The organism is Streptomyces sp. NBC_00568 (genome assembly GCF_026341855.1).
Lineage (GTDB): Bacteria > Actinomycetota > Actinomycetes > Streptomycetales > Streptomycetaceae > Streptomyces.
Window position 1 is genome coordinate 2,216,861 of record NZ_JAPENW010000001.1, and the last position, 25,044, is coordinate 2,241,904.

The 25,044-nt window shown below is 71.2% G+C and carries 20 protein-coding genes; 8 read left to right on the forward strand and 12 right to left on the reverse strand.

Features of this window, described 5'->3' with window-relative positions; all coding sequences use genetic code 11:
* Nucleotides 1–6: 6 nt before the first annotated feature.
* The 3 genes from OOK38_RS09440 to OOK38_RS09450 form a co-directional block, all read right to left on the reverse strand.
* Nucleotides 7–1,617 (reverse strand): serine/threonine-protein kinase, encoded by a 1,611-nt coding sequence (locus tag OOK38_RS09440; RefSeq protein ID WP_266849325.1) that lies wholly within the window; start codon nucleotides 1,615–1,617, stop codon nucleotides 7–9.
* A 188-nt stretch (nucleotides 1,618–1,805) separates the two neighbouring features.
* Nucleotides 1,806–4,868: a protein kinase gene (locus tag OOK38_RS09445; protein WP_266848341.1), complete on the reverse strand. Its 3,063-nt coding sequence runs from the start codon at nucleotides 4,866–4,868 to the stop codon at nucleotides 1,806–1,808.
* 169 nt (nucleotides 4,869–5,037) lie between these two features.
* A complete protein-coding gene (locus OOK38_RS09450; protein WP_266849327.1) occupies nucleotides 5,038–7,170 on the reverse strand; it encodes a serine/threonine-protein kinase in 2,133 nt (710 codons plus the stop codon).
* 263 nt (nucleotides 7,171–7,433) lie between these two features.
* Here OOK38_RS09450 and OOK38_RS09455 point away from each other — a divergent pair, with 263 nt between their 5' ends.
* Nucleotides 7,434–8,510 (forward strand): serine hydrolase, encoded by a 1,077-nt coding sequence (locus tag OOK38_RS09455; protein ID WP_266848342.1) that lies wholly within the window; start codon nucleotides 7,434–7,436, stop codon nucleotides 8,508–8,510.
* 70 nt (nucleotides 8,511–8,580) lie between these two features.
* Here OOK38_RS09455 and OOK38_RS09460 read toward each other — a convergent pair whose 3' ends face one another.
* A complete protein-coding gene (locus tag OOK38_RS09460) occupies nucleotides 8,581–10,287 on the reverse strand; it encodes a glycerol-3-phosphate dehydrogenase/oxidase (protein WP_266761839.1) in 1,707 nt (568 codons plus the stop codon).
* Nucleotides 10,288–10,556: 269 nt separating this feature from the next.
* Between OOK38_RS09460 and OOK38_RS09465 the strand changes: the two genes are divergently transcribed.
* From OOK38_RS09465 to OOK38_RS09475, 3 genes are all read left to right on the forward strand, one after another.
* Complete coding sequence (locus OOK38_RS09465) at nucleotides 10,557–11,762, forward strand: nucleotide sugar dehydrogenase (RefSeq protein WP_266761838.1); 1,206 nt, start codon at nucleotides 10,557–10,559, stop codon at nucleotides 11,760–11,762.
* Between the two features lie 151 nt (nucleotides 11,763–11,913).
* Complete coding sequence (locus tag OOK38_RS09470; RefSeq protein ID WP_266761836.1) at nucleotides 11,914–12,456, forward strand: hypothetical protein; 543 nt, start codon at nucleotides 11,914–11,916, stop codon at nucleotides 12,454–12,456.
* Between the two features lies 1 nt (nucleotide 12,457).
* Nucleotides 12,458–12,724: a hypothetical protein gene (locus OOK38_RS09475; RefSeq protein WP_266848344.1), complete on the forward strand. Its 267-nt coding sequence runs from the start codon at nucleotides 12,458–12,460 to the stop codon at nucleotides 12,722–12,724.
* Between the two features lie 73 nt (nucleotides 12,725–12,797).
* On the opposite strand, the gene OOK38_RS09480 is transcribed toward OOK38_RS09475, so the two are convergent.
* The 4 genes from OOK38_RS09480 to OOK38_RS09495 form a co-directional block, all read right to left on the reverse strand.
* Nucleotides 12,798–13,922 (reverse strand): GuaB3 family IMP dehydrogenase-related protein, encoded by a 1,125-nt coding sequence (locus OOK38_RS09480; RefSeq protein WP_266761832.1) that lies wholly within the window; start codon nucleotides 13,920–13,922, stop codon nucleotides 12,798–12,800.
* A 137-nt stretch (nucleotides 13,923–14,059) separates the two neighbouring features.
* On the reverse strand, nucleotides 14,060–15,568 hold the full coding sequence (gene guaB, locus OOK38_RS09485) for an IMP dehydrogenase (RefSeq protein WP_266761831.1): 1,509 nt from the start codon (nucleotides 15,566–15,568) through the stop codon (nucleotides 14,060–14,062).
* A 471-nt stretch (nucleotides 15,569–16,039) separates the two neighbouring features.
* Nucleotides 16,040–16,615, reverse strand: a complete 576-nt coding sequence (locus tag OOK38_RS09490) for a sigma-70 family RNA polymerase sigma factor (protein ID WP_315903658.1) — start codon at nucleotides 16,613–16,615, stop codon at nucleotides 16,040–16,042.
* A 268-nt stretch (nucleotides 16,616–16,883) separates the two neighbouring features.
* Nucleotides 16,884–17,495, reverse strand: coding sequence for a response regulator transcription factor (locus OOK38_RS09495; RefSeq protein WP_003948568.1), 612 nt, complete (start codon nucleotides 17,493–17,495; stop codon nucleotides 16,884–16,886).
* Between the two features lie 389 nt (nucleotides 17,496–17,884).
* Between OOK38_RS09495 and OOK38_RS09500 the strand changes: the two genes are divergently transcribed.
* Nucleotides 17,885–18,214: a WhiB family transcriptional regulator gene (locus OOK38_RS09500; protein WP_266761829.1), complete on the forward strand. Its 330-nt coding sequence runs from the start codon at nucleotides 17,885–17,887 to the stop codon at nucleotides 18,212–18,214.
* A 250-nt stretch (nucleotides 18,215–18,464) separates the two neighbouring features.
* Here the strand turns inward: OOK38_RS09500 and OOK38_RS09505 are convergent, their stop codons facing one another.
* Nucleotides 18,465–19,361 carry a LysR family transcriptional regulator gene (locus tag OOK38_RS09505; RefSeq protein WP_266761828.1) on the reverse strand — a complete coding sequence of 299 codons (897 nt, stop codon included), beginning with the start codon at nucleotides 19,359–19,361 and terminating at the stop codon, nucleotides 18,465–18,467.
* Nucleotides 19,362–19,440: 79 nt separating this feature from the next.
* Between OOK38_RS09505 and OOK38_RS09510 the strand changes: the two genes are divergently transcribed.
* The 3 genes from OOK38_RS09510 (at nucleotide 19,441) to OOK38_RS09520 (ending at nucleotide 21,826) form a co-directional block, all read left to right on the forward strand.
* Entirely contained in the window at nucleotides 19,441–20,109 is a 669-nt protein-coding gene (locus OOK38_RS09510) for an MOSC domain-containing protein (RefSeq protein ID WP_266761827.1), read from the forward strand.
* 108 nt (nucleotides 20,110–20,217) lie between these two features.
* Complete coding sequence (locus tag OOK38_RS09515; RefSeq protein WP_266761825.1) at nucleotides 20,218–20,991, forward strand: SDR family oxidoreductase; 774 nt, start codon at nucleotides 20,218–20,220, stop codon at nucleotides 20,989–20,991.
* A 127-nt stretch (nucleotides 20,992–21,118) separates the two neighbouring features.
* Nucleotides 21,119–21,826 (forward strand): ester cyclase, encoded by a 708-nt coding sequence (locus OOK38_RS09520; RefSeq protein ID WP_266849328.1) that lies wholly within the window; start codon nucleotides 21,119–21,121, stop codon nucleotides 21,824–21,826.
* Nucleotides 21,827–21,962: 136 nt separating this feature from the next.
* On the opposite strand, the gene groL is transcribed toward OOK38_RS09520, so the two are convergent.
* From groL to OOK38_RS09535, 3 genes are all read right to left on the reverse strand, one after another.
* Nucleotides 21,963–23,588 (reverse strand): chaperonin GroEL, encoded by a 1,626-nt coding sequence (gene groL / locus OOK38_RS09525; RefSeq protein ID WP_266761822.1) that lies wholly within the window; start codon nucleotides 23,586–23,588, stop codon nucleotides 21,963–21,965.
* Nucleotides 23,589–23,743: 155 nt separating this feature from the next.
* A complete protein-coding gene (gene groES, locus OOK38_RS09530) occupies nucleotides 23,744–24,052 on the reverse strand; it encodes a co-chaperone GroES (protein ID WP_266761820.1) in 309 nt (102 codons plus the stop codon).
* A gap of 227 nt (nucleotides 24,053–24,279) precedes the next feature.
* Complete coding sequence (locus OOK38_RS09535) at nucleotides 24,280–25,032, reverse strand: polysaccharide deacetylase family protein (protein WP_266761818.1); 753 nt, start codon at nucleotides 25,030–25,032, stop codon at nucleotides 24,280–24,282.
* Nucleotides 25,033–25,044 lie beyond the last annotated feature (12 nt).

Genomic DNA, 25,044 nt, shown 5'->3' on the forward strand with positions numbered 1-25,044 from the left:
CTCGGATCAGCCCTCCTGGAAGCTCCGCAGGATCACGTCGAACTGCTTTCTGGTGGTGGCCCAGTCGCCGGCCGGCGAGGCCTCGTAGACGGCGTACTCGGTGCCGTCACTGCTCATGTACCCGACGTCGATCGCACGGTAGGGCCCCGGGAAGTAGTGCGGCGCGTCCTTGGCCAGCGCGTCGAACGTGTACTCCCAGCGGACACCCGGCTGGTCGCGGAAGAGCTCCTCCTTGAGGAGCAGTTGTCTGTAGTCCCGAAGCCGCCGTGCGAGGTTCTCGTCCAGGTCGCTCATGTGCTCGTACGAGGTGCTGAAGTCCGGCGCGGTGTCGACGGCGACCCGCACGAGGTGCTTGCCCTTGTCGGGCGAGTAGTCGACCTGCCGGAGGCCGTCCTTGTCGATGGAGACGGACCGCGTCCACCCCTTGGGCAGGGAGATGCTGAAGCCCACCGGGTCGTCGCGCCGTTCCCAACCGTCGGGAACCGCCCCCTGGCCGCCCTTGTCGCTCGGCTTGGCGTCGGCACTCCGGGTCGACGAGGCAGAGCCGGAGCCGCCGGGGCTGCCCGTGCCGAACTGCTGCAGCGCGACCGCGACACCCCCGCCGACGATCGCCGCGAGGGCGACGACCAGGACGAACGTACGCAGGCGGTGCCGCTTCGGCGGCGCGGGCACGGGCCCGGTCCTCATCGGCGGATACGGCGTGGCGGCGGCCGTCTGCACGCGGGTACCGGTGCCGGTCCCCGTCTCCGTGGTGTCGTACCCCGCCTGCCCCGTCGGCGCATACGGCTGCGCCGCACTCGACAGTCGCCCCGCCGCCGCCTCGGCGAGCATCTGCTCGGCCTGCGCCGCGCCGGGCCGCTCGGCCGGATCCTTGCGCAGCAGTGCGGCGAGGACGGGCCCCAGCGCACCCGCGTTGACCGGTTCGGCGGGTTCCTCCTCGACGACGGCCTGCATGGTGCCGATGGGCGAGGTGCGGCGGAACGGCGACCGTCCCTCCACCGCCGTGTACAGCGTCGCCCCGAGAGCCCACAGGTCGGAGGACGGACCGGGGTCGTGGCCGCGCACCCGCTCGGGCGCGAGGTAGTCGACGGACCCGACGATCTCGCCGGTCCGTGTGATCGTCGTGTCGCCCTCGACCTGCGCGATCCCGAAGTCGGTGAGCAGCACACGCCGGTCGGACGACAGCAGGACGTTGCCGGGCTTCACGTCCCGGTGCAGCACTCCGGCCGCGTGCGCGGCGCGCAGCGCGCGCAGTACCCACAGACCGATCCGTGCCGCCTCGGCCGGTTCGAGGCGGCCCTGCTCCTTGACCTCGTCGGCCAGCGAGTTGCCCTCGACCAGCTCCATGACGATCCAGGGCCGGTTGTCGTGCTCCAGCACGTCGTGGATGGTGACGACGGCCGAGTGGTTGATCCGGGCCGCGGCCCGCGCCTCGGCGTGGGTGCGGGCGAGCAGCCGGGCGACGTCGCTCTCGGCGACGTACAGCGCGGCGGTCAGTTCCTTGACCGCGACTGCGCGGTGCAGCACCTCGTCGTGGGCGCGCCAAACCCGGCCCATGCCACCGCTGCCGATGGAGTCGACAAGCCGGTAGCGGCCCGCGAGGAGCAGGCCCTGCATCTGATTCACGTTTCCCCGCAATGGTCTTGACAGGGTCAGACTAAGGAGCGGTCACCCACCAGGGAACAAGCGGGGTCGTACGGAGACCGCACTGTGACGGTTCTCCCTTCCCTGTACGGGAGGGAACCGATCGATGTTCAGGCGGCCTCGCCCGGTGGAACGCGGGGGTCCGGGCGCAGGAGACTTGTTCAGCCCGTGACTTGATAGGTCCCCGACGCCTGCTCGTAGAGCCGGGTCACCTCGTCCCGTTCGGCTTCCGGGCCGCGCACCTGCACCACGTGGTAGTGCCCGCCGACGATGATCGCGAGGTTGCGCACGTAGAGCGAACGTCCCGCCGAGTCCTGCCAGATGAACTGGCCCTCGGCCATCGCCCGGCCCCCCACGTCGATCCGCCGCATCCCGCTGGAGGTGGCCCAGGTCGAGTCCCGGAAGGGCTGCAACTCCTTCTCGTTCTCCCGCTGGTACGTCATCGGGTCACTGCCGTATGTGGCCGTGCTGTCCCGGCCGGGTACGACGATGAGCTCGAAGTCCCCCTGGGAGTAGACGACCTGGCCGCTGCCGTTCTTCGGCGAACGGTCCCAGCCGCTCGCCACGGCGACCCGGAATCCCTCGGGGTCCTTGCGGAGCGTGAAGCCCTGGGCGACATCGGGATCGGTGGTGGTGTGCGAGGAGGTCGAACTCGACTTCCCCGAGGGGCTCTTGTCGGGGCCCGGTGAGGTCTGGTCGGGTCGTGGCTCGCTGCTCGCCTTGGCGTCGCCGCCGGTGTCGGGGGTGGGTCCGGCCTGCCCGGCGGCGCCGGTCCGCTGCTCGCCCGTGCCGCTCCGGTCCGACTTGGGCATGAAGACCATGGCGTACGCGACCGCCGCGGCCAGCAGGAGCAGGATCAGCAGGAGCAGATTCCGGCCGAGCCGGCGGGGCCGAGCCGAACTCGCCTTCCTGGCGCGCTTGTGGCGGGCGTGCGGGCTGGTCGCGGGCAGCCCGGCGCGACGCCTGCGGACCAGCTCGCCCCGGCGCCGCACGATCGGCAGCCGGCTCGGGTCGGCGGGCGGCACGGGCACGACGTGCGCCCCGGCCTCGGGCTCGGGCGCGGACCGCACCAGGGACCGCAGCCAGCCGCGCAGCTCCTCGAAGTCGAGCCGCTCGGTGGGGTCCTGGCGCAGCAGCGACTCGACGACGGGCCGCAGCGGTCCGCACTCCTCGGCGAAGGCGGGCGGCTCCGCGCACACCAGCTGCACCAGTTCGGCGGTGTTCTCCTCCGGATACGGCGCGTGCCCCTGTACGGCGCGGAAGAGCAGCGCGCCCAGGGCCCACAGGTCGGTGGCCGGCCCGATCGGGGCCGCGAGCTGCCAGTTCTCGTGCACCGGCCCGGCCTGTTCCGGCGCCCAGCGCTCGGTCACCGGTCCGACCACGGCCATCCGTGCCTGCCGGGCCCGCTCCGCCGCGAGCGCGGTGGCGGGACCTCGCCGTGGCGACGCCCCGACGACCAGCTCGCCCCAACCGCCGCTGCGGCTTTCGGGGTGGTGCGGGGCGGGGGCGGGGCCCTGCGCGATACCGGGAACCCGGGTGTGATCGGCGGCCGGGGAGGCGCCGGGCCCGCGGGCGTGCCCGGACTCGGTGAAACCGCCCGGAAGTCCGGGCGCTTGGGTGTATCCGGAAGCCTGGAAGCCGCCGGTGAACCGGCCGCTGTCCGGGACCCGGCCGGTGTCGGGAGACCCTCCGGGGGCCGGGACGCCCGGACGACCGCCGTGCCCCGCGGCGAAGGGCTGCTGTCCTCCGGGCCCGGACGCGGGACGCTCGTACCCGGTGGCCCCCATGGCCGGCCTGCCGCCCGCTCCCGGGGGAAGGGTGGGGTGCCCTTGGCCGTTGTCCCCGCCGACGGGTCCGGCAGGGCGTGGCTGAGCCCCGTGCCAGGTGGCGCCCACTCCGTACGGGTCGGCTATCTGGCCCGGGGGCGCGGTGTGGGGGCGCTGCTGCCCGCCTTGACCGGGCAGCAGCGTCTGCCCGTGAGCCCGGTCCTGCGGGGAGTGCTCGGAGGCGCCGTACGCACTGTCCTGGCCGGCCTGTCCGTTCTGCTCGCCGGGTGCCGCGGGCCGGGGTGCCGGAAGGGCGAGCGGGTCGCCCCGCTGTTCCCCCTGTACGCGGGCCGCGGCGCGCGCTCCCGCGCGGTACGCGGCGATGGCCCCGGCGCGCGCTGCGCGGACGTCGCTCTCGGCGCCCCCCGCTCCGCCGCCCGTGTCCGATCCGCCGCCCGGCCCGGCCTGCCCCGCAGGACCGGCCGCCTCGAGAGCACGCGGGCCCCTGCCCCCGGCACCCGTCGTGGGCGTCCCCGGAACCGGTGTTCCCTGCTCCGCCCGGGCCTCGATCGCCGCCCGGCGGGCCTCTTCGGCATCGGCACCGGACGTGGCCGCCACGGCGACACCGCGCGCGGGACCGCCTCCGAACCCGATGCCGCCGGCGGGGCCGCGCCCGCCCGCGCCGCCCGGCCCACCGGCGCCGGCACCGCGAGGAGCGCCCGCGTCCGGCCCGGCCGGACGACCGTTCCCGGTCCGCCCGGAGCCTCCGCCGAAGCCGGGCCGCGCGAGGCCGCCCTCGGCGGCCCCAGGACCCGGTCCGGGCTCATTCGTGAGGTCGTCCTCCCGCACCGGCACCGGGTCGTACCCGCACAGCGCCTCCTCGGCGGCACCGGCCGCCAGTCCGGTCAGCAGTACGCGGCCGTCGTCGCAGACGAGCACCGTGCGCGCGGTGATGTTCCGGTGGACCCACCCGTGCGCGTGCAGGACCCGCAGCGCGGTCAGGACGTCGGAGGCGACCTCGGCGGCCCGGTAGGGGCTGAGCGGCTTGTCGGCGAGCAGCGCCGCCAGCGGCCTCGCGGGGACCAGCTCGCTCACGATCCAGAGCGACCCGCCCTCGGCGAACACGTCGAAGACCTGGTCGAGCCGGGGATGGTCGGGGATCTGCGCGGCGGCCTGGGCGGCCTCGATCGCGCGGAGCACCGCCGGTTCGGTGGGCCGGCGCGTGGTCCGCGCGGAGGCCCGCCGTACCCCGCCGTCCCGGGCCACGAACCCCTCGGGCAGCCCGTCCGCGTCGAGCACCTCGGCCTCGACGACCTCCGGCAACGGCACCTGCCGTACCAGGACTTCCTGCCCGCTGTAGGTGTCGAAGGCCCGGCTCTCGGCGAGTTCGTACTCGTCGGACGGCGGCAGGGGCAGGCGGTAACGGTCGGCCAGTACCCGTCCCGCATAGTCGTCCACGATGCCTCCCCCAGCCGACCGGTTGGTCAATTCCGTTCGCCTTGCGTTCCGTTGTGGCTTCGTACGGTCCGCAACCACTCACGATACGTGCCCGAGGCAACCCGCAGAGCGGTGATGCGAGATCTCGGGCTCCCTTCCGTGGCGGAACGTCACCTCGGCGAGCGGTACGTCACGACTTCGGCTGGAACGTCTCGGTCAGCGTCTTCCACGTCTTCTTGCGCAGAGCGCTGTCCCACGCGGAGGCCTTCGCCGTGTACATCAGCGCGTACCCCTGATGCGCGTTGACGACGAAACCGCGGTCGATCGACCGGTACTTCGTGCCCCCGTCCACGTAGGTGAACTCCCAGTCGGCCGTGTTCCAGCCGCGGTAGTCCACCTGCTCTATGCGCACCCTGGTGTACTGGGAGCGGTTCATGTAGCGCTCCTGGTTCTTCCAGTCCGCCACCGGGTCGTCCTTGGGCGTCGTGGTCCAGCCGACCAGGAGCTTCTGCCCGTCGGGCCCCGTGAACCGGGCTCCCGCGGCGTCCTGGGACTGGTACTTCCACCCCTTCGGCAGCCCTATCGAGAAGCCCTGCCCGCTCTTGTACGTCTTCGCGGCGCCGGAACCCGATCCCGACTCCTTGCCGCCGCTCGAACCGTCCGACGTGTTCGCACTCGCGCTCGCGTCCGAGGAGGCGTCCTCGGTCCCGTCCGCGTCCGAGCCCGAGCCGGAGCCCGACTTGTCGCCGCTGTCGACGCCGTCGTCGTCCTTCTTGGTGTCGTCGTCCTGCTTGGTGTCGTCGCCGCTCCCGTTCCCGGACGTCGCTCCGCTGGAGGCGGCCGCCTTGCCGCCGCCGGTCCTGCTGTCCTTGGAGCCGTCGTCGTCCCCGCCACCGAGAGTGAGGGCCAGAACGGTGCCGAGCACGGCCAGCGCCAGGGCCACCGCGATGATCACCAGCGTGCGGCGCGGCACGACATCCGTCAGCGACGCCTTCGGCGCCGGCCGCGCCGGCCGCTCGGGGGCCGCCGGCCACCCGGAACCCGAGGCGTTCCGCCCACCGTCGGCACCCGCGGATCCGGCGCCCCCGGCCGAACTGGAGTTCACCGACGCACCGTCACGGCCCTCCGGCTTCCGCGGAGCGGGCGGCACGGACGAACCCACCGACGCGGACGGCACGGAGGTGCCGCCGGCCGTCCCGGCGGCCCCTTCCGCCCCGGAGGCGTCCGAGCCGCCGGCCGTCTTCGCACGGGCCGTCGCCGCCGCGGTGGCCGCCGCCGTGGCGGCACCGGCCGCCGTCGCGGCCTTGCGCACCGAGCGCATCGCCCCGCGCAGCCGCTCCGCCGGCTCCTCGCCCTTCCTGGCACCGGAACCGAGACCGCCCGCACCCCGCCGACCCGGTCCTTCCGGCACCGGTGGCAAGGCCACGACCTTCGTCGCGTCCGGCGGCTCCGGCAGGGACCGCTCGGGGTCGGGCGCGCGCAGCACTTCCTTGAGCATCGCGCGGGCGCCCGCGTCGTCGAGCCGCTGCTCGGGGTCCTTGGCGAGCAGGCCGTAGATCACGTTCTCCAGCGGGCCCGCGTTCTTCGGCTGTTCCACCGGCTCGGTCATCACGGCCGTGAGCGTCGCGATCGCCGAGCCCTTGTCGTACGGCGGCACACCTTCCACCGACGCGTACAGCAGACCGCCCAGCGACCACAGGTCGGCCGCGGGGCCGGGCTTGTGGCCGCGCGCCCGCTCCGGCGAGATGTAGGAGGGCGCGCCGACGAGCATGCCGGTCGAGGTGATGGACGGGTCGCCCTCCACCTGCGCGATGCCGAAGTCGGTGAGCACGACCCGGCCGTCGTCGGACATCAGCACGTTCGACGGCTTCACGTCCCGGTGCAGGATGCCCTCGCGGTGCGCCGAGCGCAGCACGTCGAGGATGGCCAGGCCCACCTCGGCGGCGCGCTTCGGCGTGAGCAGGCCGTCCTCGCGGATGGCCTCGGCGAGCGACTTGCCCTCGACGAGCTCCATCACGATCCACGGCCGGTTGTCCTCGTCGACCACGTCGAAGACCGTCACCGCGCCGCTGTTACGGATCCGCGCGATCGCCTTGGCCTCACGCAGCGTGCGCGTGATCAGCCGGCGCTTCTCCTCCTCGTCGATGGCCGACGGGAACCGCAGCTCCTTCACAGCCACCGTGCGGCCCAGGGTCTCGTCCTGCGCGCGCCACACCGTGCCCATGCCGCCGCGGCCGAGAACATCCCCCAGCCGGTACCGCCCGGCGAGGAGACGTTCGCTCTTGTCCTGACGGGATGCTCCCGCCCGCTCCGCCTCCGACATGCGTCCCCTCATGCAACCCGCCCTGACAGAGCCTTCATTGTCCCTCACCCGACAAGTGCCCGACGCCCTGGGGGCCCCTGGAACCGCAACAGCTCAGCCAATGAGACGCCGGGCCCCGGCCGACCCCTCACCAACCGGCGCACACCCGCGCAGACCGACAACCCGGCAACCGGAGTCGCGCACACCGGCCCCACCCGCCCCCCGTCCCGACCCCCGGCACAGAAACGTGCCCCATGATGGGCCGCGACAAGGAAGGACCGCCGATGCCGAAGCCCCGGACACCTCGGACACTCCTGGCCATACCCATGTCCCTGGCACTCCTCGGCATGGCCCAAACCGACCTGCCGGGGCGGACCCTGGCCTCCTCCCAAGGCTCCGTCACCGCGGCCTCGGACACCGCGCTCGCCCTCCTCGTGACCCGTGGCGGTGCTCCGGCCGCCGCCCTGCTGGCCGACGAGGAGTCGGGTCCCCGCTTCACCGACGCCGGAAACGGAATATCTCGTTCCGATCATTTCCGCGCCGGAAGCATCACCAAGACCTTCATCGCGACGGTCGTCCTGCAACTCGCCGCCGAACACCGGCTGTCCCTGTCCGACTCCGTCGACGACCACCTGCCCGGTCTGGTGCGCGGTGCGGGCAACGACGGCCGCCGCATCACGCTGCGTGCCCTGCTCCGCCACACCAGCGGCCTCCACGACTTCACCTCGGTCACCCGGGGCGCCGTCCCGGTGACCCCGCTTCAGGCCGTACGCATCGCACTCACCCATCCCCCGGCCCACCGGGGCCGCTTCGCCTACTCGAACACCAACTACGTGGTACTCGGCATGGTCGTCGAGCAGGTCACCGGCCACTCGTACGCCACCGAGACCGAGCGCCGCGTCATCACTCCCCTCGGTCTGACCGGCACCTCGTTCCCCGGTGCCGGCACCTCGCTTCCCGCACCGCACGGCCGCGCGTACGCCGCCGACGGCTCCGACGTCACCGAGCTCGACCCGCGCGTGGCCGGCGCGGCGGGTGAGCTGGTGAGCACGCTGGCCGATCTGAACCGCTTTTACGCGGCCCTGCTCGGCGGCGAGCTGCTGCCCTCGCACTGGCTGCGCGAGATGCTCGACACCCGCGCCGCACACGGCTCGTACGGCATGGGGCTGTTCCCGGTGAAGCTGCCGTGCGGGACCACGGTGTGGGGGCACAACGGCCGCATCTCCGGCAGCTACGTGCGCAGCGCGGCCACCGTCGACGGGCGCCGTGTCCTCACCTTCCGGGTGAACACGGACGGGGTCACGGACCCGACGCTCGAACCGGCCCTGCTCGCCGCCGAGTTCTGTCCCCGCACCCCGTAGAACGGCCGGGCCGCGAGCGAAGATCCCAGCTCACCGCACCCGTTCGAGTGAGATGAGCGGGAACCCGCGGTCAGAACGACACGATGTCCGGCGCCCCCAGCCGCGCCGCATCCGCCGTCAGATCGTCCGGCTGGCGCTGGGACTCCCGCTCCGCCTCGACCCGCTTCTCGTAGTGCTCCACCTCGCGCTCGATCTGGTCCTTGTCCCAGCCGAGGACCGGCGCCATCAGCTCGGCGGCCTCGCGGGCGCTGCGGGTGCCCCGGTCGAAGGTCTCGATGGAGATGCGGGTGCGCCGGGTCAGGACGTCGTCCAGGTGGCGGGCGCCCTCGTGCGAGGCCCCGTAGACGATCTCGGCCCGGAGGTAGTCCTCGGCAGCCGGCAGCGGCTCCCCGAGCGACGGGTCCGCCACGATGAGGTCGAGGAGTTCCTCCGCGAGCGACCCGTACCGGTTCAACAGGTGCTCCACACGCACCACATGGAGCCCGGTGCGGGCCGCGATCCGCGCTCGCGCGTTCCACAGCGCGTGATACCCCTCGGCGCCGACCAGCGGGGTCTCCTCGGTGACGCATTCCGCGACCCGCTGGTCGAGGCCGTGCACCGCCTCGTCCACCGCGTCCTTGGCCATCACGCGGTAGGTCGTGTACTTGCCGCCGGCCACGACCACGAGTCCGGGCACCGGGTGGGCGACGGTGTGCTCGCGCGACAGCTTGCTCGTGGCGTCCGACTCTCCGGCCAGCAGTGGCCGCAGCCCCGCGTACACCCCCTGGACGTCGTCGCGGGAGAGCGGCACGGAGAGCACCGAGTTCACGTGCTCCAGCAGATAGTCGATGTCCGCGCTGGAGGCCGCCGGGTGGGCCTTGTCGAGGTCCCAGTCGGTGTCGGTGGTGCCGATGATCCAGTGGCGGCCCCACGGGATCACGAACAGCACCGACTTCTCGGTGCGCAGGATCAGCCCCGAGGTCGAGTTGATCCGGTCCTTCGGTACGACCAGATGGATGCCCTTGGACGCCCGGACGTGGAACTGGCCCCGCTCCCCGACCATCGCCTGGGTGTCGTCGGTCCACACGCCCGTGGCGTTGACGACCTGCTTGGCGCGGACCTCGTACTCGCCGCCGCCCTCGACGTCGCGCACCCTGGCTCCGACCACCCGCTCGCCCTCGCGCAGGAAGCCGGTGACCCGCGCGCGGTTGGCGACCTTCGCGCCGTACGCGGCGGCCGTGCGCACCAGAGTCGCCACATAGCGGGCGTCGTCCATCTGTGCGTCGTAGTACTGCAGGGCGCCGATCAGCGCGTCCTTCTTCAAGGCCGGTGCGACGCGCAGGGCGTGGCGGCGGCTCAGATGGCGATGGGTGGGCAGTCCGCGTCCGTGGCCGCGGGCCATCGACATGGCGTCGTACAGCGCGACGCCGGAACCCGCGTACACCCGCTCCCAGCCCTTGTGCTGGAGGGGGTAGAGGAACGGGACGGGCTTCACCAGGTGCGGTGCCAGCCGTTCGAGCAGCAGGCCGCGCTCCTTCAGGGCCTCACGGACGAGCGCGAAGTCGAGCATCTCCAGATACCGCAGACCGCCGTGGATCAGCTTGCTGGATCTGCTCGACGTGCCCGATGCCCAGTCACGCGCCTCGACCAGGCCGGTGGACAGACCGCGTGTCACCGCGTCCAGCGCGGTGCCCGCGCCGACCACGCCCGCACCCACGACCAGCACGTCCAGCTCGCCCTCGGCCATTCCCGCAAGTGACTCGGCGCGCTCCGCCGGCCCCAGTGTCGCTGTCCTCACCGCTGCCTCCCGCTGTTGTCGCGCTGGCCGCACCTGTCCGGCGACGCCCGGCTCACATCCCCCTGCCCAAAGTCTGACCGTCTTGCCCCTCATCGGCCACCGTCCGTCCGCAGCCTGTGGACAACTCTCGGCGACGCGCAGGGAATCTTGATCGATCAATCCCGTAAATCGGTCATATTTACTCCTAGTCTGACATTGCTCTCGCCCATCCTGTCCACAGGGCTTGCGCACCTGTCCCGCATCGGTTACTGGGAAGGACGGCCCACTCCATGCCCGCAGACCTCGCCGTCATCGGACTCGGTCATCTCGGCCTGCCCCTGGCCCAGGCCGCCGTCGCCGCCGGCATCTCCACCCTCGGCTACAAGACAGGGCCGGAGGGCGGCTCCCTCACCCCCGCAGAACTGCGCCGGATGCTCTCGGGGGGCTTCCGGCCGGCCACCGACCCGGCCGAGCTGGGCCGCGTACGCACCGCCGTCATCTGCGCCCCTACCCCGCGGGGCGCGGACGGCACCCTGGACCTCGGCCAGGTGGAGGCGGCGGCCCGCGCGCTGGCCGCACAGCTGCGCCCGCACACCACCGTGATCCTGGAATCGGCCGTACATCCCGGCACCACCGAGGAATTCCTCCGTCCGCTCCTCGAAGCGGGCTCCGGGCTGCGCGCGGGGCGCGACTTCCACCTCGCCTATTCGCCCAGCCGGGTCGATCCCGGCAACCGCGACTTCACCCCCGCGAACACACCGAAGGTCATCGGCGGCCTCACCCCGGCGTGCACCGAGTCGGCCGCCGCCTTCTACGGGCGGCTCACCGACAAGGTCGTACGCGCGCGCGGGCCCCGCGAGGCGGAGACCGTGCAGGTCCTGGAGACCAACTTCCGGCACGTCAACATCGCGCTCGTCAACGAGATGGCCGTGCTCTGCGACGACCTGGGCGTGGACCTGTGGGACGTCATCCGCTGCGCGGAGACCAAGCCGTTCGGCTTCCAGGCGTTCCGGCCCGGACCGGGCGTGGGCGGGCACGGGATCGCCCAGGACCTCGGCACGTCGGGGCGCCCGCTGCGGATGGTCGAACTCGCCCAGCAGGTCAACAACCACATGCCCCAGTACGTCATCCAGCGCGCCGCCACGCTCCTCAACGAGCACGGGAAGTCCGCCCGTGCCGCGCGCGTGCTCCTCCTCGGCGTCACCTACAAAGCGGACATCGCCGATCAACAGGGCGCTCCCGCCCACGAGATCGCCGTACGCCTGATGGAACTCGGCGCGTCCGTCAGCTATCACGACCCGCACGTCCCCGCCTGGAGCGTCCTCGGGCGGCCCGTGCCGCGCGCGGACTCCCTCTACGAGGCCGCGGCCCACGCCGACCTGACGATCCTGCTCCAGCAGCACCGCACGTACGACCTGCAAGGACTGTCCGTGAAGGCCCAACTCCTCCTGGACACAAGGGGGGCGACCCCGACCGGCGCGGCCCACCGGCTCTGACCTCTGAAATCCCCTCACGGGTTGTCACTCCCGCCTGCTAATGTGCGGCAGCTCTCGCACACACGTGCGCCCACGTCCCGGGCGCCGACAGGTGTGTGCCCGCGTCCCACGCGCACACCACAGCTGCGCCCACTTCCCTGGGGGGAACCACATGAGTCAGCCGACGCCGCCGCCCGGCAACCCGTTCGCCGGCAAGTCCGACGACCAGCCGCCCGTCCCGCAGCAGGGTGTCCCGCAGGGCGCGCCCCAGCCGGGCTTCCCGGTCGCGCCCGTCGCCCCGGTCGCCCCCGCGCGCGGCAACGCGGCGCTCGGTCTCGCCGCCGCCGTCGGCGCGGGCCTGGTCTCCGCGGTCCTGTACGGCCTGATCATCGGCCTCACCAAGCACGAGATCGGCTATGCCGCCGTCGGCGTCGGCTTCCTGGTCGGCATCGCCGCGGGCCGCGTCGGCGGTCGCAGCCAGACCCTGCCGGTCGCCAGCGTGATCGTGTCCGTCGCCGCGATCTACCTCGGCCAGATGGTCGGCGAGGCCATGATCATCGCCAAGCAGTTCGGCGTCGGCTTCAGCGAGGTCTTCTTCGACCACATCGACGTGGTCCAGGAGGCGTGGAAGTCCGAGGCCGACCCGCTGACCTTCGTCTTCTTCGCGGTCGCGGCGTACGTGGCGTTCCAGAGCACCCGCAAGGCCGGGCTCTGAGATGCCCGTCTGGCTGTTCCTGATGCTGCTGGGCCTGGCGCCCGTGGTGGCCGGGGGCTGGATCGCCTTCAACGTGCGGGGCGCCGCCGACGCGATCAAGGCTTTCCTGCGGCGCGGCCACGAGATGCGCGCCCTCGCGGCCGGCGACTTCACTCCGTCGTTCAATCGGGTCGAGGCCGTCGGTGTCCGGGCGTACGCGGCGGCCATGGGTGTCGCCGGCTTCGTGCTGGTCCTCGCGGGCGCCGCCGAGCTGCTGACAGGCGGCTGACGGGACGGTCGTACAGGTGAAGGGCCCGTCCACCACTCGGTGGACGGGCCCTTCACTCGTACATGCGTACGCGCTAACGCTTGTGCTGCGAGTCCGCGACCGTCACCTCGACGCGCTGGAACTCCTTGAGCTCGCTGTAGCCCGTGGTGGCCATGGCGCGGCGGAGGGCGCCGAAGATGTTCATCGAGCCGTCCGGGATGTGCGACGGACCGGTGAGGATCTCCTCGATGGTGCCGACGGTGCCGAGGTCGACCTTCTTGCCGCGCGGCAGCTCCTCGTTCACCGCCTCCATGCCCCAGTGGTGGCCACGGCCGGGCGCGTCGGTGGCGCGCGCGAGCGGGGAGCCCATCATCACGGAGTCCGCGCCGCAGGCGATCGCCTTGGGGAGGTCGCCGGACCAGCCGACACCGCCGTCGGCGATGACGTGCACGTACCGGCCTCCGGACTCGTCCATGTAGTCGCGGCGGGCTGCGGCGACGTCCGCGACGGCGGTGGCCATCGGGACCTGGATGCCCAGCACATTGCGCGTGGTGTGCGCGGCGCCGCCGCCGAAACCGACGAGGACACCGGCCGTGCCGGTGCGCATCAGGTGCAGCGCCGCGGTGTACGTGGCGCAGCCGCCGACGATCACCGGGACGTCGAGCTCGTAGATGAACTGCTTCAGGTTCAGCGGTTCGGCGGCACCGGAGACGTGCTCGGCCGACACCGTCGTGCCGCGGATGACGAAGATGTCCACACCCGCGTCGACGACGGCCTTGGAGAACTGGGCCGTGCGCTGCGGGGACAGGGCGGCGGCGGTGACGACCCCGGCGTCGCGCACCTCCTTGATGCGCTGCCCGATCAGCTCCTCCTTGATGGGAGCCGCGTAGATCTCCTGGAGGCGCCGGGTCGCGGTCTCCGAGTCCAGCCCGGCGATCTCGTCCAGCAGCGGCTGCGGGTCGTCGTACCGCGTCCAGAGGCCTTCCAGGTTCAGGACGCCCAGGCCGCCCAGCTCGCCGATACGGATCGCGGTGGCCGGGGAGACGACCGAGTCCATCGGGGCGGCCAGGAAGGGCAGCTCGAAGCGATAGGCATCGATCTGCCAGGCGATCGAGACCTCCTTCGGGTCCCGCGTACGGCGGCTCGGGACGACGGCGATGTCGTCGAAGGCGTACGCCCGGCGGCCGCGCTTGCCGCGCCCGATCTCGATCTCAGTCACGTTGTGGCCTTTCCGTCTTCGCTTCTGCGCCTCCCAGTATCCCCGACGCCTACGGCAAGGGCGGCCCCGGAACCTCCGGGACCGCCCTTGTCGGGGGCTCCACGCACATGCGAAAGCCCGTTCGTGCGTACGGGTGACTACTTGTTGCGGCTGTAGTTCGGCGCCTCGACCGTCATCTGGATGTCGTGCGGGTGGCTCTCCTTGAGACCCGCCGAGGTGATCCGGACGAACCGGCCGCGGTCCTGGAGCTCGGGCACGGTGCGGCCGCCGACGTAGAACATCGACTGGCGCAGACCGCCGACCAGCTGGTGGACGACCGCGGAGAGCGGGCCGCGATAGGGCACCTGGCCCTCGATGCCCTCGGGGACGAGCTTCTCGTCGGAGGCGACACCCTCCTGGAAGTAGCGGTCCTTGGAGAAGGAGCGCTGCTCGCCACGGGACTGCATGGCACCCAGGGAGCCCATGCCGCGGTACGACTTGAACTGCTTGCCGTTGATGAACATCAGCTCACCCGGGGACTCCTCGCAGCCGGCGAGCAGCGAGCCGAGCATCACCGTGTCGGCGCCCGCGACCAGGGCCTTGGCGATGTCACCGGAGTACTGGAGGCCACCGTCGCCGATGACCGGGACACCGGCCGCCTTGGCGGCGAGCGACGCTTCGTAGATGGCCGTGACCTGCGGGACGCCGATGCCGGCGACCACGCGGGTCGTACAGATGGAGCCCGGGCCCACGCCGACCTTGATGCCGTCGACGCCCGCGTCGATGAGCGCCTGCGCGCCGTCACGGGTGGCGATGTTGCCGCCGATGACGTCCACGCCGGAGGAGTTCGACTTGATCTTGGCGACCATGTCGCCGACCAGGCGGGAGTGGCCGTGCGCGGTGTCGACGACGATGAAGTCGACGCCCGCCTCGATCAGGGCCTGGGCACGCTCGAACGCGTCGCCCGCGACACCGACGGCCGCGCCGACCAGCAGACGGCCCTCGCCGTCCTTGGCGGCGTTCGGGTACTTCTCCGCCTTGACGAAGTCCTTGACGGTGATGAGGCCCTTGAGCACGCCCGCGTCGTCGACCAGCGGAAGCTTCTCGATCTTGTGGCGGCGCAGCAGCTGCATCGCGTCGTTGCCCGAGATGCCGACCTTGCCGGTGACCAGCGGCATCGGCGTCATGACCTCGCGCACCTGGCGCGAGCGGTCGGTCTCGAAGGCCATGTCCCGGTTGGTGACGATGCCGAGCAGCTTGCCGCCGCCGTCGGTGACCGGCACACCGGAGATGCGGAACTTGGCGCAGATCGCGTCGGCCTCGCCGAGCGTGGCGTCCGGGTGCACGGTGATCGGGTCGGTCACCATGCCGGACTCGGAGCGCTTCACCAGGTCGACCTGGTTGGCCTGGTCCTCGATGGACAGGTTGCGGTGCAGAACACCGACGCCGCCCTGGCGGGCCATCGCGATCGCCATGCGCGACTCGGTGACCTTGTCCATGGCGGCGGACAGCAGCGGGATGTTGACCCGGACGTTCTTCGAGATGTGCGAGGCGGTGTCGATCTGGTCGGGCGCCATGTCCGACGAGCCCGGCAGCAGCAGCACGTCGTCGTAGGTCAGCCCGAGTGTCGCGAATTTGGCGGGCACTCCGTCGACGTTGGCAGTCATGACACCTTCCCCAAATGGCCTTGATCGGTGCGGATGTCCATGCTAACGGGAAGCATGGCTCTCTCATTCCACGGTTGAGGGTGGGCTTCGGCTTCGTATGTTCGTACGGGAGGGATGTCGTCACCGTTCAGACCCGTGCCCGGAGAGGGCGTCGGGGCCGCGCCGGTCACACCGCGCCCGGTCATGTCTTCGCCGGCCGGCCCCGCCCCCGTGGTGGAGGGGAACCCGCCGTGCGCCCTGGCCGGGACCGGCGGCGACGTCATCGGGGTTCCCGCCCTTCCCCGCCGTTCACAGGGGAGGAAGGGGATCCGCCGTCATGGGAAGGGAGCCCGCGTCACCCGGCCGGGTGACGGTGGGCACCACGGGAGGAGACCGTCGGCAGCACCGGAGAACACCGTTCCGGACGGGACCCGATCGGCGCGGCGGGGACCCGGCGCACCGGTCGCGCGTCACCGCGACCGGCCGAAATCCCTACTGCTCCGCCAGCGCCCGCAGCCGGCTCAGCGCCCGGTGCTGTGCCACCCGGACGGCGCCCGGTGACATTCCCAACATCTGGCCCGTCTCCTCGGCCGTGAGGCCCACCGCGATACGCAGAAGAAGCAGCTCGCGCTGATTCTCGGGGAGATTGGCCATGAGTTTCTTGGCCCATTCGGCGTCGCTGCTGAGCAGCGCGCGCTCCTCCGGGCCGAGAGAGTCGTCGGGCCGCTCCGGCATCTCGTCGGAGGGAACGGCCGTGGACCCCGGATGGCGCATCGCGGCGCGCTGGAGGTCGGCGACCTTGTGCGCGGCGATGGCGAAGACGAACGCCTCGAAGGGGCGCCCGGTGTCTTTGTAGCGCGGCAGCGCCAGGAGCACCGCGACGCAGACCTCCTGCGCCAGGTCCTCCACGAAGTGCCGCGCGTCGCCCGGAAGCCGGGACAGACGGGCGCGGCAGTAACGCAGCGCGAGCGGGTGTACGTGAGCGAGCAGGTCGTGTGTGGCCTGCTCGTCGCCGTCGACCGCGCGATGGACGAGCGCACCGATCCCCGTCGTCTCGTCTTCACGCATCGGTCCATGGTGCCTTGGCGTCGTGTTGTCCGTGGCACCGCGTCCATAGTTGTGCACCGAAGCGTTATGAGCAGGTGCGCCGGAACTCATCTCCTGCGCCCTCCCCTTCCGCTCGACCGACTTGTCCCCAAGGAACTCCACACCTCAAGGATGCGGCATCCGCCGGGAAACGGGGATCGGACACCGAAGAGGCTCTCTCCGAGGGCCCGGCCCCACCCGCCGTCCGGCGGGCAGGGACTACTTCCGTCATACCCTCGAGGCGGCTCACCTAGCGGACCAGGCCCCACCGGAATCCGAGCGCGACCGCGTGCGCCCGGTCCGAGGCGCCGAGCTTCTTGAAGAGCCGCCGGGCGTGAGTCTTGACCGTGTCCTCCGAGAGGAACAGCTCACGGCCGATCTCCGCGTTCGAGCGGCCGTGGCTCATGCCCTCGAGCACTTGGATCTCACGCGCGGTGAGCGTGGGCGCGGCGCCCATCTCCGCCGAGCGCAGTCTGCGCGGCGCGAGCCGCCACGTGGGGTCGGCGAGCGCCTGGGTCACGGTGGCGCGCAGCTCCGCCCGTGAGGCGTCCTTGTGCAGATAGCCGCGGGCACCGGCGGCGACGGCGAGTGCCACACCGTCCAGGTCCTCGGCGACGGTGAGCATGATGATGCGCGCACCGGGGTCGGCGGACAGCAGCCGCCTGACCGTCTCGACGCCGCCCAAACCGGGCATGCGTACGTCCATCAGAATCAAATCCGAACGGTCGGCACCCCAGCGGCGGAGGACTTCCTCGCCGTTGGCCGCCGTCGTCACACGCTCGACACCGGGCACGGTCGCGACCGCACGGCGGAGCGCCTCTCGGGCAAGCGGGGAGTCGTCGCAGACGAGGACGGATGTCATGGCCGTCCTCCGCAGCTGATGCGCGTCACCTTGAGCCTCCAGGCTGTTACGAATCGTCACCTGTGCGGTCGATACTCGCCGACGGATATGACCGCCTGCCCGAGCGCTTGTTCCTTCAACCGCCTCAGCCATCTCAACGATGGTCACTCGAAAGAGTTACGGGGCAGTCGGCCGTCATCGGCACTGTACGTGAGGGTGCGGACACGGTGCAGACATGCGCGCCGACCCTCAACCTTTCATCACAACCGATGCCCCATTTAGCCTGTTTTCTTCCCATTTGCTGGTGTCTGAGGCTAGATTCGCAATGAGTCATATTTTCATCTCCTTAGATCGTAGATGTACGGTCGGTGGGCACAGAGCAGCCCAGAACGGCAACAAGGGGACACGCAATGGCAGATTTCTCCCGCCTTCCCGGTCCGAACGCGGACCTCTGGGACTGGCAGCTCCTCGCGGCCTGCCGCGGGGTCGACAGCTCGCTCTTCTTCCACCCGGAGGGCGAGCGTGGTGCGGCACGGAGCGCTCGTGAGAACTCGGCCAAAGAGGTCTGCATGAGATGCCCGGTGCGCGCGGAGTGCGCGGCACACGCGCTGGCGGTGCGCGAACCGTACGGCGTGTGGGGCGGACTGACCGAGGACGAGCGCGAAGAGCTCATGGGACGGGCACGCAACCGGCTGGTCTCGGCATCGACCACCGGCAGCAGTCCCGCTTCGAACAACTGAAGGAACGTTTCTGCTCTGAAGGCGCGTGCCGGGCGGACGCGCACCCGGCGTAGAAGGTACGCGTGCCGGGCGGACGCGTACCCGGCGGACGACGCGTACACGGCCGGGACGGGCACGGCAGACAGGCACGGCAGGACGGACACGGCAGGGACGGACACGGCACGGTGAGACACGTCGGCACGTGCACGCGTGCCGCCGCTTTCGACGCGACAGGAGCCGTGCGTCCGCGGCAGCCCCCGGAGGGAGGCCGCTAGCGGGCCGCCGCCCGCGCCAGCCGGTCCAGCGTCGCGGCCACCGCGGGCACGGCGGCGAGATCCGGGAGGGTGAGGGCGACGATCTCGCGGCGCACCGGGGGCTCCACCGTCACGGTCCGCGCCCCCTTCGGGCGTACGGACTCGATCGCGAGCTCCGGAAGGACGGCGACGCCCAGTCCCGCGCCCACCAGCCCGACCACGGCCGGATAGTCGTCGGTGGCGAAGTCGATGCGGGGCTCGAAGCCGGCACCGCGGCAGACCTCGACGAGCTGGCCGCGGCAGCGCGGGCAGCCCGCGATCCACGGCTCCCCGGCGAACTCGGCGATCGACACGGACTCCGACCGCGCCAGCCGGTGCCCCTCGGGCACCAGACCGACAAGGCGGTCCATCAGCAGCGGCCGTACGACGAGGTCGTCCCACTCCTCGACGCCAGGCGCCCCCTCGTAGCGGAACGCGAGCGCGATGTCGCAGTCGCCGGCCCGGAGCTTCTCGACGGACTCGGGCGGTTCGGCCTCCTCCAGGGAGACACGGGTGCCGGGGTGAGCGGCGCGCAGCGCGGCGAGAGCCGTGGGGACGAGGGTGGAGCTGCCGCTGGGGAAGGACACCAGCCGGACCCGGCCCGCGCGCAGACCGGCGATCGCGGCGACCTCCTCCTCGGCGGCCGTGAGACCGGCCAGGATGCTCGCCGCGTGCTTGACCAGGGCCTCTCCTGCCTGGGTGAGGCGCATCTCGCGGCCCGTCCGGACGAGCAGGGGGGTGCCCACGGACGACTCCAGGGCCTTCATCTGCTGGCTGACGGCGGGCTGGGTGCAGCCCAGCTCGCGGCCCGCCGCCGAGAAGGATCCGGTGGTGGCGACGGCGCGCAGGACTCGGAGATGACGGGCCTCGATCACCTTTTGAGCATAAGCGAATCTTGGATGTGGCGGGAAATATCGCATCGACGCTTTGGGCTGTATCGCCTAGCTTGGTGCCATGAAGCTTCTGTCGCTCAATGTCGGCCGGGCGCGGGCCGTCGGGTACACGGACCAGCCGGAGGGCATGACCGGCATCGACAAGCGGCCGGTCGACGGGCCGTTGCGCGTGACGGCACCGGGACCCAAGGGGGTCGGCGGGAGCGGGCTCGCCGGGGACGCGATCTGTCACCTGCGCCATCACGGCGGTGACGACCAGGCCGTGTACGCGGTCGCGCGCGAGGACCTCGACGACTGGGAGCGCGAGCTCGGCCGGACCCTGCCGAACGGTGTGTTCGGCGAGAACCTCACGACGTGGGGGCTCGACGTGTCCGGCGCGCTGATCGGTGAACGCTGGCGGATCGGTTCCGAGGTCGTCCTGGAGGTCACCTCCGGGCGGATCCCCTGCCGCACCTTCCAGGGGCACCTCGGCGAGAAGGGCTGGGTGAAGCGGTTCACGCATCGGGGCGCGCCCGGCGCGTATCTGCGGGTGATCGAGCCCGGTGAGATCCGCTCCGGGGACCCGATCGGCATCGCGCACCGGCCCGGCCACGATGTCACCGTGGCCGTCGCGTTCCGTGCCTCGACGACCGAACGGGAGCTGCTGCCAAGGCTGTTGACGGCGGGGGACGCACTGCACCCGGAGGCCAGGGCGGCGGCGCGGGCGTACGTGGCGAAGTACGGCGCGTAGGGGCCGCCCCGGCCCCGGCCGAACGGGGTGCGGAGAACTCGTGGAACCCGGTCGCACGTTGGGTGGCACCGGCCACCGGGCGGCAGGGCCGGTCACTAATCTTGCGCCATGACAACGGCTCTGATTACGGGATCGACCGCGGGAATCGGTGCCGCCTTCGCGCGGCGGCTGGCGGCGGACGGGCACAACCTCGTGCTGGTGGCGCGGGACACGAAGCGGCTGCGGGAGCAGGCGACCGAGCTGCACGACCGGCACGGCATCGAGGCGGAGGTGCTCACGGCGGACCTGGCGACGGACGAGGGCATCGAAGCGGTGGCCGCCCGCCTGTCCGACCGCAGGAACCCGGTCGACCTGCTGGTCAACAACGCCGGCTTCGGCAACAAGGGCCGCTATCTGGACGTGTCGATGGCGGACGAGCTGAAGATGCTCAAGGTGCACTGCGAGGCGGTGCTCCGGCTGACGTCGGCGGCGACCGAGGCGATGCGCGAGCGCGGCCGGGGCGGCGTCGTCAACGTCGCGTCGGTGGCCGCGTTCGTGCCGCGGGGCACGTACGGGGCGTCGAAGGCGTGGGTCGTGCAGTTCACGCAGGGCGCGGCGAAGGATCTCGCGGGCAGCGGCGTGCGGTTGATGGCGCTGGCTCCCGGTTTCGTGCGCACCGAGTTCCACGAGCGGGCCGGCATGGGCACGGACAACATCCCGAACTGGATGTGGCTCGACGCCGACAAGCTGGTCGCCGCGGCACTCGCCGATCTGGCGCGCGGCCGGACCCTGTCCATTCCGGACCCGCGCTACAAGGCGCTGATGGGCGTGGTGAAGGTGACGCCGCGGGCGCTGCTGGGCGGGATCTCGTCGAGGACCGGGCGGAAGTACGGCCCCCAGTAGGGGCGATCACGCAGGTCGCGCGGTTCGCGCGGCAGGCGCTCGCGCGTCTCGTGCGGTGGGTGGTGTCGCCCCTCCGGTGGGAGGATTGAGGGTGAATCAACCGGACCAGGGGGCCGGAGGCGGCGCCATGACATTCGTGCAGTTGATTGACTGTAGAACCAGTCGGTTCGACGAGATGAACCGGCTGATGGACACATGGGTCGAGAAGACCAAGGGGAAACGGACCGCGACGCACAGCGTCATCGGCAAGGACCGTGCCAACGCGAGCCACTTCGTGGAGATCGTGGAGTTCCCGTCGTACGAGGACGCGATGCGGAACTCGAAGCTTCCGGAGACCGACACGATCTTCCAGGAGATGGTGGCACTCTGCGACGGGATGCCGACGTTCACGGACCTGGACGTGGTGCGCGACGAGCAGCTCTACGCGACGAACGTCCGCATGTACTTCGACATGCTGGCGGGCCCGGGTGAGCTGGAGCCGCTCAACGGACTGATGGCGGAGAGCTATCACGACCACGATCCCGCCAACGAACAGGACACCATCGGGCTCGACGCGGTACGGCGCGAGATCGAGATGTGGCGCGGCGGCTTCGACTTCAAGTTCACCGTCGAGGACCAGATCACGGAGGGCGACCGCGTCTGCACCCGGTGGACCTGGAACGGCACGCACACGGGCGACTTCATGGGGATCCCGGCGTCCGGGAAGCAGGCCTCCATGACCGGCACGACCATCTTCCGGTGCGGGGAGGACGGAAAGATCGTCGAGGGCTGGTGGCAGTACGACCGGCTGGGTCTGATGGCCGGGCTCGGCGCGCTGGACGCGCTGGAGGGCTGACCGCTCCGCGCGCCGGACGGACAGTCCCGGGGAAACAGCCTCACGGAAACGCGGGAGGTCCCCGTTCCTGATGGAACGGGGACCTCTTCACGACGTCACGCCTCGGTGGGCGTGTCCGTCCTCATGACGTCGTACGTCAGTGGGAGTGGCCGTGGCCGCCGTGACCGGCGTCGCCCTCGTCCTCGGCCGGCTTCTCGACGACCAGGGTCTCGGTCGTGAGGAGCAGGGAGGCGATGGAGGCGGCGTTCTCCAGGGCGGAGCGGGTGACCTTGACCGGGTCGATGACGCCGGCCTTGACCAGGTCGCCGTACTCGCCGGTGGCGGCGTTGAAGCCCTGGCCCTTGTCGAGCTCGGCGACCTTGGAGGTGATGACGTAACCCTCCAGGCCGGAGTTCTCGGCGATCCAGCGCAGCGGCTCGACGGCGGCCTTGCGGACCACCGCGACACCCGTGGCCTCGTCGCCGGTCTTGCCGAGGTTGCCCTCGAGGACCTTGACGGCGTGGACCAGCGCGGACCCACCACCGGAGACGATGCCCTCCTCGACCGCGGCGCGGGTCGCGGAGATGGCGTCCTCCAGACGGTGCTTCTTCTCCTTGAGCTCCACCTCGGTGGCGGCGCCGACCTTGATCACGCACACGCCGCCGGCCAGCTTCGCGAGGCGCTCCTGGAGCTTCTCGCGGTCCCAGTCGGAGTCGGTGTTCTCGATCTCGGCCTTGATCTGGTTGACGCGGCCGACGACCTCGTCGGAGCTGCCGCCACCGTCGACGATCGTGGTGTCGTCCTTGGAGACGGTCACGCGGCGGGCGCTGCCGAGCACGTCCAGGCCGACCTGGTCGAGCTTGAGGCCGACCTCCTCGGCGATGACCTGACCACCGGTGAGGGTGGCGATGTCGCCGAGCATGGCCTTGCGGCGGTCACCGAAGCCGGGGGCCTTCACGGCGACGGCGTTGAACGTGCCGCGGATCTTGTTCACGACCAGGGTCGACAGGGCCTCGCCCTCGACGTCCTCGGCGATGATCAGCAGCGGCTTGGAGGCGTTCGACTGGATGACCTTCTCCAGCAGCGGCAGCAGGTCCTGGATGGAGCTGATCTTGCCCTGGTGGATGAGGATGTACGGGTCGTCGAGGACGGCCTCCATACGCTCCTGGTCGGACACCATGTACGGGGACAGGTAGCCCTTGTCGAAGGCCATGCCCTCGGTGAAGTCCAGCTCCAGACCGAAGGTGTTGGACTCCTCGACGGTGATGACACCGTCCTTGCCGACCTTGTCCATCGCCTCGGCGATGAGCTCGCCGACCTGCGGGTCCTGGGCGGACAGACCGGCGACGGCCGCGATGTCGGACTTCTCGTCGATCGGGCGCGCTGTGGCGAGGAGCTCGTCGGAGACCGCCTTGACGGCCGCGTCGATGCCCTTCTTCAGCAGCGCCGGGGAGGCACCCGCGGCGACGTTCTTCAGGCCCTCGCGCACGAGCGCCTGGGCGAGCACGGTGGCGGTGGTCGTACCGTCACCCGCGATGTCGTTGGTCTTGGTCGCCACCTCCTTCACCAGCTGGGCACCGAGGTTCTCGAACGGGTCCTCGACCTCGACCTCACGGGCGATGGTCACGCCGTCGTTGGTGATGGTGGGGGCGCCGAACTTCTTGTCGATGACGACGTTGCGGCCCTTGGGGCCGATCGTCACCTTCACCGTGTCGGCAAGCTTGTTGACGCCGCGCTCAAGGGCGCGACGGGCGTCCTCGTCGAACTTCAGGATCTTCGCCATGGGAGCGGTTCAGCCCTCTCGGAAAACTTGGGAGAAACGAACGGCGCCCCCAGCGCCCGGTTCATCAAAGGTAGCGGGGGCCAGGGGCGCAGTTCACTGCAATGCTTGGTGCGGGGTTGTCCGGGGGAAGCCCTCGGACGCCCTTACCGGGTGAATTACTTCTCGATGATCGCGAGCACGTCGCGAGCCGAGAGGACGAGGTACTCCTCGCCGTTGTACTTCACCTCGGTGCCGCCGTACTTGCTGTAGAGAACGATGTCGCCGACGGCGACGTCGAGCTCGACACGCTTGCCGTCCTCGATGCGGCCCGGACCAACGGCCAGGACGACGCCCTCCTGGGGCTTCTCCTTGGCGGTGTCCGGGATGACCAGGCCAGAGGCCGTGGTCTGCTCGGCGTCGAGCGGCTGGACCACAATGCGGTCCTCGAGCGGCTTGATGGCAACCTTGGAGCTGGTGGTCGTCACGATCCGACCTCCCCCTTCGGAGATCTCACGGGGTTAACTGTCTGAGGTGGCGACCAGGTCGATCCGTCGTCGCGGGTGCCGGATCTGCCTGTCGCTATTGGCACTCTCCAGGGGGGAGTGCCAGACCTGAGACTATGACTGCGATTAGCACTCGGTCAAGCGGAGTGCCAAAGGCGTCCGGCGTGGCGTGGCCCGGAAGATGCCGGAGCGTGGCGAACGGGCGCCCCCTAGAGGTAGTTCTCCAGCCGGGCCGGAGTGAAGCCCTCCGCCTGGATGCGCCGGAGCAGCCGGACCGTGGCGTCCGTGAGATCGGGTTCGCCGAAGCCGCAGAGGATGTCGCCCGGCCGGAGCCGGTGCGCGTCGGCGGCGCGGCCGAGGACGATCGCGGCGACCCCGCAGTCGGCGGCGGCGCGCAGGGTGGTGCTGTCGAACCTGCCGTAGGGGGGCCGCAGCAGCCGGGGCCGGATGCCGAAGCGCTGCCGGAGCTTGTCCTGCTGTCCGCAGATCTCGGCGCGCTGGCTGGCATAGGGCAGACCGCGCAGGGAGGCGTGGTCGAGGGTGTGGTTCTGGACGCTCGCGCCGACCGCGCGCAGCCGGGCGAAGTGCCCGTACCCCGGCCCGACGACACTGTCCGTGAGGAACACGCTGACCGGCAGCCGCAGTTCGCGGACCATGTCGACGAACCGGGGATCGCGCTCCACCCCGTCGTCGTACGTCAGGAAGACCACCTTGTCGCGGGTGCGCACATGGTCCACGACGGGCGGCAGTCCCGGACCCGCGGTGCGTGCGGTGGTCCGGGCCGGCACCTTCGGCGCCGCGGCGAGCGGAGCGGCCAGACCCCAGCGGCGGTACGCCGTCTCCTGCGGACGCACCCGCTGGGCCGCCTTCTTGCCCAGCCGCTCGATGGGGTCGACGGACTGCGCGCAGCCACCGAGCAGCACCGCCGCGAGCAGCCCGGCGAGCGCCGCCCGCACCCTCACAGGCAGTCCTCG

What these genes read in the sequence shown, in the direction of transcription:
- OOK38_RS09475 (WP_266848344.1), top strand. Translation starts at nt 12,458, where the DNA reads ATGCCCGTCTGGCTGTTCCTGATGCTGCTGGGCCTGGCGCCCGTGGTG.
- OOK38_RS09495 (WP_003948568.1), bottom strand. Translation starts at nt 17,495, where the DNA reads ATGACATCCGTCCTCGTCTGCGACGACTCCCCGCTTGCCCGAGAGGCG.
- OOK38_RS09510 (WP_266761827.1), top strand. Translation starts at nt 19,441, where the DNA reads ATGAAGCTTCTGTCGCTCAATGTCGGCCGGGCGCGGGCCGTCGGGTAC.
- guaB (WP_266761831.1), bottom strand. Translation starts at nt 15,568, where the DNA reads ATGACTGCCAACGTCGACGGAGTGCCCGCCAAATTCGCGACACTCGGG.
- OOK38_RS09515 (WP_266761825.1), top strand. Translation starts at nt 20,218, where the DNA reads ATGACAACGGCTCTGATTACGGGATCGACCGCGGGAATCGGTGCCGCC.
- OOK38_RS09490 (WP_315903658.1), bottom strand. Translation starts at nt 16,615, where the DNA reads ATGCGTGAAGACGAGACGACGGGGATCGGTGCGCTCGTCCATCGCGCG.
- OOK38_RS09465 (WP_266761838.1), top strand. Translation starts at nt 10,557, where the DNA reads ATGCCCGCAGACCTCGCCGTCATCGGACTCGGTCATCTCGGCCTGCCC.
- OOK38_RS09440 (WP_266849325.1), bottom strand. Translation starts at nt 1,617, where the DNA reads ATGCAGGGCCTGCTCCTCGCGGGCCGCTACCGGCTTGTCGACTCCATC.
- OOK38_RS09470 (WP_266761836.1), top strand. Translation starts at nt 11,914, where the DNA reads ATGAGTCAGCCGACGCCGCCGCCCGGCAACCCGTTCGCCGGCAAGTCC.
- OOK38_RS09450 (WP_266849327.1), bottom strand. Translation starts at nt 7,170, where the DNA reads ATGTCGGAGGCGGAGCGGGCGGGAGCATCCCGTCAGGACAAGAGCGAA.
- OOK38_RS09520 (WP_266849328.1), top strand. Translation starts at nt 21,119, where the DNA reads ATGACATTCGTGCAGTTGATTGACTGTAGAACCAGTCGGTTCGACGAG.
- OOK38_RS09500 (WP_266761829.1), top strand. Translation starts at nt 17,885, where the DNA reads ATGGCAGATTTCTCCCGCCTTCCCGGTCCGAACGCGGACCTCTGGGAC.
- OOK38_RS09455 (WP_266848342.1), top strand. Translation starts at nt 7,434, where the DNA reads ATGCCGAAGCCCCGGACACCTCGGACACTCCTGGCCATACCCATGTCC.
- groL (WP_266761822.1), bottom strand. Translation starts at nt 23,588, where the DNA reads ATGGCGAAGATCCTGAAGTTCGACGAGGACGCCCGTCGCGCCCTTGAG.